The sequence below is a fragment of the Paenibacillus sp. 7523-1 genome (genome assembly GCF_002276415.1).
Lineage (GTDB): Bacteria > Bacillota > Bacilli > Paenibacillales > Paenibacillaceae > Paenibacillus > Paenibacillus illinoisensis_A.
This window is the reverse complement of the sequence record NZ_NPBR01000030.1, coordinates 84,675-97,251: the sequence shown is the minus strand read 5'-3', so window position 1 is coordinate 97,251 and position 12,577 is coordinate 84,675. Positions and strand designations below refer to the sequence as shown.

General features: G+C 47.8%; 12 protein-coding genes. 7 read left to right on the top strand and 5 right to left on the bottom strand.

Annotated elements, in window-relative coordinates; translation table 11 throughout:
- Positions 1–8 precede the first annotated feature (8 nt).
- Positions 9–1,262 (bottom strand): MFS transporter, encoded by a 1,254-nt coding sequence (locus CHH60_RS27795; RefSeq protein ID WP_095362153.1) that lies wholly within the window; start codon positions 1,260–1,262, stop codon positions 9–11.
- Positions 1,263–1,441: 179 nt separating this feature from the next.
- On the opposite strand from CHH60_RS27795, the gene CHH60_RS27790 reads away from it, so the two are divergent.
- Genes CHH60_RS27790 through CHH60_RS27770 form a run of 5 tightly spaced genes read left to right on the top strand, consistent with a single transcriptional unit; the run spans position 1,442 to position 6,688 of the window.
- The gene (locus tag CHH60_RS27790) at positions 1,442–2,956 is read left to right on the top strand and encodes a spore germination protein (RefSeq protein WP_095362166.1); all 1,515 of its coding nucleotides are present in this window, start codon (positions 1,442–1,444) and stop codon (positions 2,954–2,956) included.
- Positions 2,957–2,977: 21 nt separating this feature from the next.
- Positions 2,978–4,180, top strand: a complete 1,203-nt coding sequence (locus CHH60_RS27785; RefSeq protein WP_095362152.1) for a Ger(x)C family spore germination protein — start codon at positions 2,978–2,980, stop codon at positions 4,178–4,180.
- A gap of 8 nt (positions 4,181–4,188) precedes the next feature.
- On the top strand, positions 4,189–4,422 hold the full coding sequence (locus CHH60_RS27780; RefSeq protein ID WP_095362151.1) for a hypothetical protein: 234 nt from the start codon (positions 4,189–4,191) through the stop codon (positions 4,420–4,422).
- A gap of 17 nt (positions 4,423–4,439) precedes the next feature.
- Positions 4,440–5,543 (top strand): GerAB/ArcD/ProY family transporter, encoded by a 1,104-nt coding sequence (locus CHH60_RS27775; protein WP_095362150.1) that lies wholly within the window; start codon positions 4,440–4,442, stop codon positions 5,541–5,543.
- 26 nt (positions 5,544–5,569) lie between these two features.
- Positions 5,570–6,688, top strand: a complete 1,119-nt coding sequence (locus CHH60_RS27770) for a GerAB/ArcD/ProY family transporter (protein ID WP_095362149.1) — start codon at positions 5,570–5,572, stop codon at positions 6,686–6,688.
- 56 nt (positions 6,689–6,744) lie between these two features.
- On the opposite strand, the gene bcp is transcribed toward CHH60_RS27770, so the two are convergent.
- The 4 genes from bcp to CHH60_RS27750 are packed head-to-tail and all read right to left on the bottom strand — an operon-like array spanning position 6,745 to position 9,886.
- Positions 6,745–7,209 (bottom strand): thioredoxin-dependent thiol peroxidase, encoded by a 465-nt coding sequence (gene bcp / locus CHH60_RS27765; protein WP_095362148.1) that lies wholly within the window; start codon positions 7,207–7,209, stop codon positions 6,745–6,747.
- Between the two features lie 45 nt (positions 7,210–7,254).
- The gene (locus CHH60_RS27760) at positions 7,255–8,040 is read right to left on the bottom strand and encodes an ABC transporter permease (RefSeq protein WP_095362147.1); all 786 of its coding nucleotides are present in this window, start codon (positions 8,038–8,040) and stop codon (positions 7,255–7,257) included.
- 4 nt (positions 8,041–8,044) lie between these two features.
- Positions 8,045–8,839 (bottom strand): ABC transporter permease, encoded by a 795-nt coding sequence (locus CHH60_RS27755; RefSeq protein WP_095362146.1) that lies wholly within the window; start codon positions 8,837–8,839, stop codon positions 8,045–8,047.
- Positions 8,840–9,886 (bottom strand): ABC transporter ATP-binding protein, encoded by a 1,047-nt coding sequence (locus tag CHH60_RS27750; RefSeq protein ID WP_095362145.1) that lies wholly within the window; start codon positions 9,884–9,886, stop codon positions 8,840–8,842.
- 211 nt (positions 9,887–10,097) lie between these two features.
- On the opposite strand from CHH60_RS27750, the gene CHH60_RS27745 reads away from it, so the two are divergent.
- Together CHH60_RS27745 and CHH60_RS27740 are read left to right on the top strand one after the other, a co-directional pair.
- Positions 10,098–11,141, top strand: coding sequence for an LCP family protein (locus CHH60_RS27745; protein ID WP_095362144.1), 1,044 nt, complete (start codon positions 10,098–10,100; stop codon positions 11,139–11,141).
- Positions 11,142–11,237: 96 nt separating this feature from the next.
- Positions 11,238–12,557, top strand: a complete 1,320-nt coding sequence (locus tag CHH60_RS27740; RefSeq protein WP_095362143.1) for a glutamate-1-semialdehyde 2,1-aminomutase — start codon at positions 11,238–11,240, stop codon at positions 12,555–12,557.
- The last annotated feature ends 20 nt before the right edge of the window (positions 12,558–12,577 follow it).

The following is a 12,577-nucleotide window of genomic DNA, read 5'->3' as shown; positions in this document are numbered from 1 at the left end:
TTTTTGAATTAACTCCTTTTAAAAGCATCCCTTCGAATCCATGCGTAAGCTGCGAGCAAGAGCGCAATACATGCGAATCCCATTCCCCCTGAAAAACCAAGTCTACGCGGTTCCACTACCTCCACCAGTATGCCTGCGCCAAACATGGATAACCCAAGCATCGTACTGCTGCATGCCGTCACTAAACCATAGACAACTCCGCGGTATTTCTCTGGTGTTTCCCGCATCAGGAGCGTATCGAGACACGTGTTCCCCATACCTGACGTAAAGGCCAGCAAAATATACATCAGGACAGCAACTGATGCGAACCTGGTCTCACTTAGCAGCATTAGCAAGCTGCCTTCGATCAACAGACATGCAATAACCCCTGGGAGCAGCCACTGCTGCAAATAACGAGAACCCCAGCTGCTGAGCACAAGTCCAATCCCCAGTGCTGCGTAAAATAGACCCACACCCCAATCACCGAGTTTGAACACTTCAATCGCATATACACTGATCAGAACATTATCAATCCCATTAATAACGGGAACCCACAACTCAAATGCAATAATAATCTGCAAAGGGACAGATGAGCAGATGAACTGCCACAGCAGACGGGCACCCCCTTTGCTTTTACGCTTTAGAGCATGTGCAGGTTGTTTCCCCACCGTTTCATCTACTTGTTCGGTTCTAAGTGTTGGGAACGAAATCTTGCGTATCAGAGCAGCAGCAATCAGGAAAGCAAGTGCATTGGTTACAAAAGCAGCCTGAGGGCCCAATGTAGCCGAGACGATACCCCCTACAAAAGCGCCCACAATGAGAACGGATCCGTTCATGACTTGTTCGAGCCCATTAATCTGGTGCAAGTTTTCCGAACGTACAAGCAAGGGGATTCCCGATTTGCGGACAGGCGCATATAGCGCTTCTGCGCATGCAAGCAGCGTACTCGCTGTATAGAGAATCCATAGATCATCTGCTTGATGTACGAACAAAAAGCTTAAAGCCACAGGTACCCTTAGAAGATTGGTCACAATCATAATCGTTCGCCGGCTGAAATGCAGCGTCAATACACCCCCTAGCGGAGCCAGAAGAAGAAAAGGAAACACCCTCAACCCGAGCGCCAAACCTACGGCAAGACCTGAACCGGTTGTACCAAGAATCAAGGCCAGCATGGCCACCTGACTGAATCGATCTCCAATTCCGTTGACCAATCCCGCCATGAAAAGCTGCCTATAATCAGGTTCTGCATGCAGCAAGCGTTTAAAACCAAAACTGAATGTCATTACGATACCTCACTCATTAGTTAGATATTAATCTAATTAGATAATATTCTAATAATGTGAAGTTGGCAATCACCTTTTGTATGTGCACCGTTCGAATGTTACTTCTTTTTTTTGTCATAAGTTGATTTCATCCAGGTCATACTAACTTGCAAATATAGGGAGGTATGGGGGTGAAGGTTATGAGTTCTGCAGCGCAGAGCGATCATGAACAGAAACTGATCTCTCCGAATCTGATTGAAAATACGGAATATTGCAAACAAGTGATGGGCCAGAGCAACGACCTGATGATCCGCCCTCTCCAATGTTTACATAAATGGCCATCGATTCTGCTGTACATTGATGGGCTAGTAGATGTTCAGATACTGAATCAGGCCATTTTGGGATCTCTGCTTCAGACACATGATCTTCCAGAGTTCTCGGCTGAAGACGAACGCCTAAGCTATCTTCAAAATGACATTCTTGCTGCCAGTGATGTGCTGCTGGTAGACAATATTCAGGATGTACTTAATGCCTTGTTGTCCGGTTCTGCAGTACTGCTAATCGAAGGCTCAATCAAAGGTCTCAAGATCGGAGCGGCCGGCTGGGAAGATCGCGCTGTTTCGGAGCCCGTATCCCAAACCGTCGTACGTGGACCCATGGAAGGCTTTAATGAAAATTTGCGTACAAATACCTCTTTGATCCGAAAACGAATCCGTGATCCTCATCTCTGGATTGAAGAGAAAGAAATCGGACGAGTAACCAAAACTAAGGTAGCCGTACTATATCTTGAACATATCGTGGATAAGGAAGTGGTGGAGGAGCTCCGGCGCAGGCTTGATGAGATCGACATCGACAGCATTTTGGAAGGCGGCTATATTGAAGAACTGGTTCAGGACAAAACTGGAACCATCTTCCCAACTGTTTATAACAGCGAGCGGCCCGACACAGTGTCTGCTGCACTCCTCGAAGGGCGCGTTGCCATTATCGTGGATGGTACCCCATTTGTACTTCTGGTGCCGGCACTGTTTGTGCACTTCTTTCAATCTGCAGAAGATTACTATCAGCGTGCGGACATCAGTACTTTGATTCGAATGATTCGTTACCTGGCCTTTTTTATCGCTTTGCTTGCTCCATCCTTCTATATCGCCATCTCGACCTTCCATCAGGAAATGCTGCCAACAAACCTACTGATTAGTCTGGCCGCTCAGCGTGAGGGGGTTCCTTTTCCTGCCTTCATTGAAGCCATTTTGATGGAGCTTACCTACGAGATCTTGCGGGAAGCCGGCATTCGGATTCCGAAAACGGTCGGTCAGGCTGTCTCCATCGTGGGAACGCTAGTCATTGGTCAAGCTGCGGTTGATGCGGGTGTTGTGTCTGCTGCAATGGTCATCATCGTGTCGATTACCGCCATATCCAGTTACGTCATTCCGGAGAACGGATTATCCATCTCGGTTCGAATCTTGCGTTTCGTATTGATGATTCTGGCTGCTGCCTTTGGTTTCTATGGCATTCTGGTTGTTCTGCTCATTACAGTGACTCACCTGTGCAGCCTTCGCTCGTTTGGAGTACCCTATATGTCGCCATTTGCTCCATTGGTCCAGAAGGATCTTAAGGATACGATCTTCCGCGTACCCTGGTCTCACATGAAAACCCGCCCTCTGAGTACGGGTACACCGAACAAAACCAGACAGTCCAACAAAAAAATGAAACGCTGATCGCGGCAAGGAGAACATCGTATGAACAAATACATCCGACTGGTTTTATCCCTTGCGGTTCTGCTTCCTCTCCTTACCGGATGCTGGGATCGCAAGGAACTCAATGACCTTGGAATTATGCTGGGTCTTGGCGTTGATAAGGATGGAGATCAAGTCAAAGTTAGCGCCCAGGTGGTCGTCCCCAATGAAGTATCCTCCAAATCGGGAGGCGGCAAAGGAACTCCCGTTACCCAATATCAGGCTACTGCCGCTACACTGTTTGAAGCCATTCAGAAGCTGACCGAGACCAGCCCGCGCCGTATCTTCATGGCACATGTGCGTATTCTTGTCTTCGGAGAGGAATATGCCCGCAAAGACGGGATATACGATGTTATGGAAGCATTGATGCGGGAACCTTCAGTACGACCGGATTATTATGTCATGGTTGCCCGCAAGACCACGGCTTCCAAAGTGCTTGATCTGCTTACGCCATTGGAAAATACCCCCGCTGAGAAGCTGTTTAATTCCCTGGACGTATCCGCCAAAACCTGGTCTCCTACAACCACCGTCACTGGAGACGAATTGGTTGATAATATGCTAACCCCTGGTATTCAGCCTGTAATTACCGGCGTAGAGATCATCGGAAATCAGAAGATAAGCGGGAGCAAGGATAATATATCTTCCATCAGATCTCCAGCCAGTCTTCAAACTACCGGATTAAGTGTATTTAGAAAGGATAAGCTGATCGGCTGGTTAACCGAGGAGGAATCCAAAGGATATAACTACATCCGGGACAATGTGGTATCCACGGTAAGTCATCTTCCTTGCGGCAATGGCGGAGCAGTAACGTTCAAAGCACTGCGCACCTCGACGAAACGAAAAGCCAAAATCGTGGACGGGAAACCTGTTATTCATATCAAGCTTGAGAATGTTTCCTCCATCGCTGCTGTGGAATGCGGTGTCAAAATCGGTTCAATGGAAACACTCAGAAAACTGGAAGAGGAGAGCGAGGAGCGACTAATCGAGCTCATGCAGACTTCGGTGAACTCCGTAAGGCGAAAATACCATGCCGATATTTTTGGATTCGGGCAGGAAGTATACCATGCCGATCCCACGCTTTTTAAAAAGGTCGAGAACGACTGGAACAAGTACTTCGACAATCTGGACGTAAAGTACGAAGCCAACGTACAGATTAAACGTACGGGAACTTTGGACAATTCATTCAAAAATGAAATGAAGGAGTGAGATCAGGCATGATCACGGTCACAGTCATTGTTGTGGGAGTTATCGTAGGCTGGATCGATCTTCCTGGTCTAATCCGCCGTAAGGAGTGGAAAGAAACCGCAGTATACAGCAGCATGCTGCTTGTTGCCACCTTCTTTAGCGTGATCGCAGCAAACTTATGGGAATTTCCAAGTCCCCTCTATATCATTATGTGGATTTATGAACCTGTGAATCAATTTTTGGCCAATATCACCGGAACTTAGGAAAGGAGGTAAAACGGATGCTTGAGCAAGGACGGCTTGGAACAAGGCAGTTGGCAACCTTGACTTTCATGATGGTTATTGGAGATATGATGCTTATCTATCCCTCCGTCATCACGTCCTATGCTAAGCAAGATGCCTGGATTTGTGCCCTCATCGGAATTCCGCTCGGTATGGGGCTCATGGCCATGTTCCTTAAACTGGGCAATATGAATCCGGGTAAAAACCTGGTTCAGATTGCACGCAAGCATTTGGGATTCTGGCCAGGAACCGTCATTTCATGCTTTTACTTATTCTTCTTTCTCATTGGGACTTCTACTCACACACGGGAAGTCGGGGATTTTATGACTAGCCAAATCTTTCAATATACACCCATCCGTATCATTACTCTAATGTTTGTCATTACCATTGGTTGGGGAGCATTTAAAGGCCTGGAGACCATGGGACGAACAAGCGAACTGCTGCTTCCAATCGTAATCGTATTTATCCTAGTCCTCTCTTTCTGCCTTTTGCCCAAAGTGGATATCAGTAACTTGAAACCCGTCACTGACACAGACACGGTCTCCATCATGCAGGGGATCCTCGTAAGCGTCATCTATCCGGTGGGCGAGACCATCCCCATTCTTATGATTTTACCTTATACGGCGAGACAAGCTCACCGAACCCGGGACATGATCGCTGCCGCTGGTCTAGGGAACTTGATGCTGGCGATGCTAGTTACCATATCATTGTTAGTACTCGGTGCATTTCTGACTCAGCATAGTATCTATGCATCCTTTATTTTATCTCAGAAAATCAGTATCGGGGGTTTCTTTGAACGTATCGAGGCCATTATGGCTACCTCTTGGCTGATCTCAACCTATTTCAAAGCCATGATTTATCTTTATGCTTTTATGGTGGGAGTTGCCGAGTTATTCAAGCTTAAACAGTACCGGGTTCTCCTTTTGCCAGCATGCATGCTGGTGTTTGGAATGGCCAATGTAGTGGCTCCTAACCTGACCTTTATTGTCATTACCATCGTTCCATATTGGGTAGATTGGGATACCACTCTTGGAATTCTGCTTCCGGGGCTGCTGATGCTTGTCATGGTATTCAAGAAAAGAAAAAAATCGATATCCCACTGATCACATGTTGAAGGAGCACAAGTACGATGCTGATTAAAGATTGCCTTACGGTGCGACAATTCACCTTGCTGACCTTCCTGACATTGGTCGGTGACATGATTCTCATTTATCCATCATTGGTCACCGCATATGGGAGACAGGACGCTTGGATATGCTCCTTGCTCAGCCAACCAATCGGTCTATTGGTAGTATGGATTCTGTTCAAGCTGCATCGTACCCATCCCGAATTGTCCCTGGTTGAAATTTGCAAAAAATTGCTCGGTCCATGGCTTGGTTCTATCCTGGCTGCCGGATACCTGTTCTATTTCATCATGGGCGCCGCGATATGTCTCCGTGAAGTGGGAGACTTTATGACAACACAGATCTATCTTCAAACCCCCATCCGTGTCATTCTGACGTTGTTCCTATTCCCCATGGTATGGGGGATTTTACATGGGCTAAAGACCATGGGCTTGAGCAGTGAACTTCTCGCTCCCATTGTCGTTGTGTTCATGATTCTTCTGCTGCTGGGGCTGCTGCCACAAGTAGAGCCTGCCAAACTACAGCCCATTCTTGAAACACCATGGATCAAATTATTGCACAGCACGATTAGAGGTGCTTTCTCTTCATTTGGCGAGTTGATCGTATTATCCATGTTCCTTCCTTACGTGACAAGGGCATCTCATCTTAAACGGGATATATTGCTTGCTGCGCTTGGAGGGGGAATTCTGCTTAGTATGCTTGAGCTCGTTTCTCTCATGGTATTCGGTCCAATTCTTACGCAGCATGGGTTCTATATCTCCTATTCACTTGCACAGAAAATCAATATCGGTAACTTTTTCGAACGAATCGAAGCATTGATGGCCATCTCTTGGCTGATCTCGACCTATTTTAAGAGCATACTGTATATGTTCGGTTTTGTTCTGGGAATAGCCCAGTTATTCGAGTTAAAAGGTTATAAGCCCCTGATCCTGCCCTCAGCAATGCTGATGTTTGGTGCAGCCGTTCTGATCGGTCCCAATATCGTCTTCTATACCAACACCGTCATGCCCGCATGGCTCGACTGGAATGTGACGGTCAGCCTGGTCATCCCACTCTTTCTGCTGCTCGTTCATCGGCTTCGCTTCCAGAGAAGGAAACGGCCCACCAAACGTGTAACCTCATAACAAAGGCAGTGTCCACGGTGATACCCGAGAACACTGCCTTTGTTGAATTTCCGCTTTTACAGGGATTTCACAGCCTCCAAAGCTGCTTCAATATGTCCTTTGACTCTGACTTTCGACCATTCCTTGATTAGCTTTCCCTCTTCATCGATGAGGAATGTGGAACGGACAATGCCCATGTATTCCTTGCCGTACAATTTCTTAAGCTGCCACACCCCATATTGCTCGGCAACCTGATGTTCTTCATCCGATAAAAGGGTAAACGGCAATCCATATTTCGCAATAAACTTATCGTGCCTGCTCATCGGATCTGTGCTTATACCTAATATAACCGTATTTAACCCCACAAACTCCTCATGGCGATCCCGAAAATCGCATGCTTCCTGTGTACAGGACGAAGTCATATCCTTGGGATAAAAATAGATCAGCACCCGCTGTCCGCGGTAATCGGAGAGCTTCACTGTCTCCCCGGTGCTCGACGGAAGTTCAAAATCAGGAGCAAGGTTACCTTCAGTTAACGTCATCTCTATTCCTCCTTCTCGTCTTACCCTCTATTATCGGGCTTCTCTCTACGAACCAGCACCCCGGTAGCGTTTCACGCCGTAGTTCCACAGCGTAAGTCCGACTGCCCCGAAGATCAGTCCCATCACCGGAGTCAGCAGTGCCATGCGATGCATCTCTGATCGATCCAGGAACAATGCTGCCGGATAGATCCCGACAAAAGCAAACGGAATGACCCAGGTTAACAATACCTGAATGGCTCGATTGTAGATCGTTACCGGATAACGTCCATAACCCTGAATGTTGTACATCAATGGAAGAATACCTGTCGGAGCATCCGAATAAAAAGATAGCGACGTCAGCGTAGTATAAATTCCCGCGTAGATTAACACGGAACTAAGCGCCAAAATGATTAACGCCGGAATGTGCCACCATTCCAGGACAAGCCCCATCTCCGCTCCACTGAAGATCATGATAATCAGTCCGATAAACGAACCCACAAGTGCGGGCGGGTCTACATTTTCGAGCAATATCTGAAACAGGTTATGCGCCGGACGCGTCAGAATGCGGTCCATCTCACCTTTAACGATATACCGCTCGCTGAATCCCCAGAGATTGATAAAACAGCTGAAGATGCCATAGGGCACCATGAAATAACCATATACAAACAGGACTTCACTTTCACTCCAGCCCCCGAGGTTATCCGTGTGGCGGAAAACAACAAAGATAAAGATCAGATTCGTCGCCTGGAACAGCAGATCCGAAATAATCTCGACCCAGAAATCGGCACGATACGTAAGCCGTGTTTTCATGTAGTTTTTTAAATATTCCCCAATTAGACCTAAGTAGAACATGCTGTTAACCCCCTTGCACGAACAGACGCTTGCGCGCCTGACGCCAGATCAGCATCATTGGAACGAGCAGGATGACAAACCAGAGCACCTGAATTCCGAGTACACTCCAAATGCCGGTACCTTCCACTCTTCCAGTGAATACGGAACCCGGCAGATACGTGATAGCCTGAAAAGGCAGTACCTTCATGATCGCGGACATCCAGCCCGGATAAAGGCTGATCGGAATGATGAGACCGGAGAACAAATCGACGACGACCCGTTTCATTCGCATCATACCTTCATTGTTTTCCACAAAGAATGCTGCCAGTCCCGTAATAACATTAATCTGGGAGTTAATGAGGAAACTGAAGAACAGCATGACAAGAAATCCGATCCACGCTGAAGGCGCAGTAGGCAGTTCGACCGGGAACAGCAGAATTGCAATGAGCATGCCTGGAATCATAAGCAGCAGAAAACGGAAAACACCCTCACCGAGACCCTGCATCATTTTGACCATAACGTAATTAATAGGCCTGATAAATTGAATCGCAATGGATCCATCCCGTATATCTGCGGCAATCTCACGGTCCAGATTGTTAAAATAAAATGCACGCGCCATCCAGGATACCGCCACATATGTGGTCATCTGGGCTGCCGTAAACCCACCCAATTCTCCGCTACCACCGTAAATGGCTTGCCATGTAAAGTAATACACGCCGATATTCAGCGTATATATCAAAATGCCGGAATAATAATTCACCCGGTACGCCAGCATTGTCAGAAACCGGATTCGCATAAAATCAAAAAATGCACTATTCATCTAGGATACACCCGCCGCTTCTTTCCCTGCTCCCACAATCTCGGGACGCTCGGCAGAACCGGATTGGTAGATACTCCGTACAATCTCATCGGTATTAATCTCAATAATCTGAATATCCGTAATATCAGCCTGTCCTACCACACGGCCAAGTACATCGGACACATTGAGTTCCAGCGGAATCCAGACCGATGCGGACAACTCGTTCTCTACCGTCCAGCGTACGGGCATAGCGGCAGTCCATTCCTGCATTTGTTCCACCTTATGGCCCGTCCCGAATTTGAAACGGATTTCCCGTTCCTTGCCCCACTGGGATTTCAAGTGATCCAGACCGCCATCGTAGATGATATTCCCGGCATCAAGCATGATCACTCTTGAACACAGGGCTTCGATATCCTGCAGATCGTGTGTCGTCAGCAAAATGGTTGTTCCGTGTTCCTTATTCATGTCTTTCAGGAATTCACGGATTTCCGACTTGACGACAATATCCAGACCAATGGTCGGCTCATCCAGAAAGACAATATCGGGATTGTGCAGCAATGCGGCCACCAGTTCGCAGCGCATCCGCTGTCCGAGGCTGAGCTTGCGCACCGGACGATTCAGCAGTTCCTGCAGCTGCAGCCGCTCGACCAGCTCATCCAGCCGTTTCCGGAAATCAGACTCGTCCACACGGTAAACCTTGCGCAGCAGATGGAATGATTCAATGACACCAATATCCCACCATAGCTGGCTCCGCTGACCAAATACGACACCAATATTCTGTACAAATTTCTCTCGTTCCTGATACGGAACATATCCACCAACCGATATATGCCCTGAAGTAGGCACCAAAATGCCGGTCAACATCTTGATTGTTGTTGATTTTCCGGCACCGTTCTCTCCAATATATCCGCATATTTCACCTTGCGGAATCTGAAACGAAATATCGTTCACAGCCAATACTTCTTGGTATTGTCGTTTAAACAGATCCTGAAATGCGCCCTTCAGTCCACCCCGACTTTTCTGGACGCTAAACGACTTACGCAAATCTTTGACATCAATCGCCAGCATGATTATACCTCACTTGGATTTTGTTGAAATTGCTTGTAGCCCAAAAAGAAATTATAATGGTATCAGTCAAAATTCAGCAAGCTTTTAAAATAGCTTAAGCTGCGTCCTCTGATTGAGTTTGGAAGAGACGTGCACGGAAGGCTTCAGGCTACGTTACTTTGGCACTCGAACTCGTTTTTTTATTTTATCTCAAATACAAAGGAGAGCTAGCATGACCAGAAAGACGAAGAGAACCATTTGGATTTCTCTTGCCGCCTTCGTGCTGATCGTTGGAGGAGCAGCGGCATTTTATTTCGGTTCTATTCTCAATCAGTTGAATGGCTTGCAGAAGGAAGGCGACGAATCTCCGTTCGCCAGTATTGAAAATGTCGAAAAAGTAAATACACCGGACCCTCCGAAATGGGAAGGCACTGAAACCGTAAATATACTGGTTATGGGCGTGGATGCCCGCGGCCTCAAAGAAGGGGAAATTCCCCGTTCGGACAGCATGATGGTCGTATCACTCGACCCACTCACCAAAAAAATTAACTTGTTCTCCATTCTGCGAGACACTTACGTCGATATAGACGGATATGGCAAGGAGCGGATTAACACCGCGATTACCCATGGCCCCAATGCAGCAATGAAAGCAGCTGGCGACCTGCTGGGTATCCCTGTCCAGTATTATGTGTATACCGATTTCCAGGGATTCATCAAATTGGTGGATGCCGTTGGTGGTGTGGATTTTGACGTAGAGAAGGACATGCACTATACAAGCAAGGCAGACAATAACGAATACGATATTGATCTGAAGAAAGGTTATCAGCATCTCGATGGTGAAACAGCGCTTATGTACGTGCGTTTCCGTCATGATGCGATGTCCGACTTCGCTCGTTCCGAGCGTCAACGTGAATTCCTGAAAGCCGTAGCGGCGAAAATGCAATCCACCACAACCATCGCCAAGCTTCCTACCATTCTGGAACAGGTGAGCCCTTATGTGGATACAAACCTGACACTTTCAGATATGTGGAAGTTGGGTGGACTTGGATATCAGAGCAGCATGAACGGCAGTGAACAAATTCCGCCGATGAACATGCTGAAGGAAGAGCGGACCGCAGGTGGAGCACAAGTCCTGACGGTAACCAATGAAGAGAAATTGAAGCAGCATATTCAGGATATTATTCATCCGCCTGCTGAACCGGAAGACAGTACAACTGGAACCGAAGATAAAACAGCAAGCGGTGAAGACCAACAGTCGGAGCAACCGGCTCAGTAATGTAAACACGTAGAGGGCAGCCATTATGCTGCCCTCTCGCTGTGTTGTGTTACGAAAAATCTGCAACAAAATTCATAGCCGAAAGGAAATAAACCCATGAACTCATCTCGTCCCCAATCCGAAATCTTATATAAAGAGGCACTTGAACATATTGTAGGCGGCGTAAACAGTCCTTCCCGCTCATTCAAAGCCGTTGGCGGAGGCGCACCCGTTTTTATGAAAAAGGCGCAAGGCGCACACTTCTGGGATGTTGACGACAACCGCTACATCGATTATCTGGCAGCATATGGCCCTATTGTAACCGGACACGCTCATCCTCATATTACCCAAGCCATTAGTGAAGCAGCAGCGAACGGTGTATTGTACGGTACGCCAACCGAGCTTGAAATCAAGCTTGCCAAAATGCTGAAGGAAGCCATTCCTTCCATGGATAAGGTACGTTTTGTCAACTCCGGTACCGAGGCAGTGATGACTACCATCCGCGTAGCCCGCGCCTACACCAAACGTAATAAAATCGTAAAATTCGCCGGATGTTACCATGGTCACTCCGACCTGGTGCTGGTTGCAGCAGGTTCCGGCCCTTCCACCCTCGGGATTCCGGATAGTGCAGGAATTCCAACCAGCATCGCACATGAAGTGATCACGGTTCCTTATAATGACCTGGATAGCCTGAAAGAGGCCTTGGAGCGCTGGGGTGATGATGTTGCAGCAGTAATGGTGGAGCCCATTGTCGGCAACTTTGGCATGGTTATGCCAGAGCCAGGCTTCCTGGAAGGTTTGTGTGCCATGACACGTGCCAACGGATCACTTGTGATTTATGACGAAGTCATTACGGCATTCCGTTTCCACTATGGTTCTACGCAAACGTATGCCGGTCTTGCCAATCATGCCGAGATTGAACCGGATCTGACTGCTCTCGGCAAAATCATCGGTGGCGGATTGCCCATCGGAGCTTATGGTGGACGCAAGCATGTCATGGAACAGGTTGCTCCACTCGGACCAGCCTACCAGGCCGGAACAATGGCCGGCAATCCTGCCTCCATCTCTGCGGGTATCGCTTGTCTGGAAGTACTGCAGGGCGAAGGCGTGTATGAAGAAATGGAACGACTCGCCATTGATCTGACATCAGGTCTGCAGGCTTCTGCCGATCGTCATGGAATCGCACTGACGATTAACCGGATTCGTGGTGCTTTCTCCACACACTTCTGCGATCACCCGGTAACGAATTATGATCAGGCTCAAGATACAGACGGTGAACGGTTTGCCTCCTTCTTCCGGCATATGCTGAACCGCGGTATCAACCTGGCTCCGTCGAAGTACGAAGCCTGGTTCCTGACCACAGCTCATACCGATGAGGACGTGCAGGCAACACTGGAAGCGGCTGAAGCCTCCTTCAAGGCGATGGCTCAAGAGTAGTTCCTAAGATTTCAGTGAAC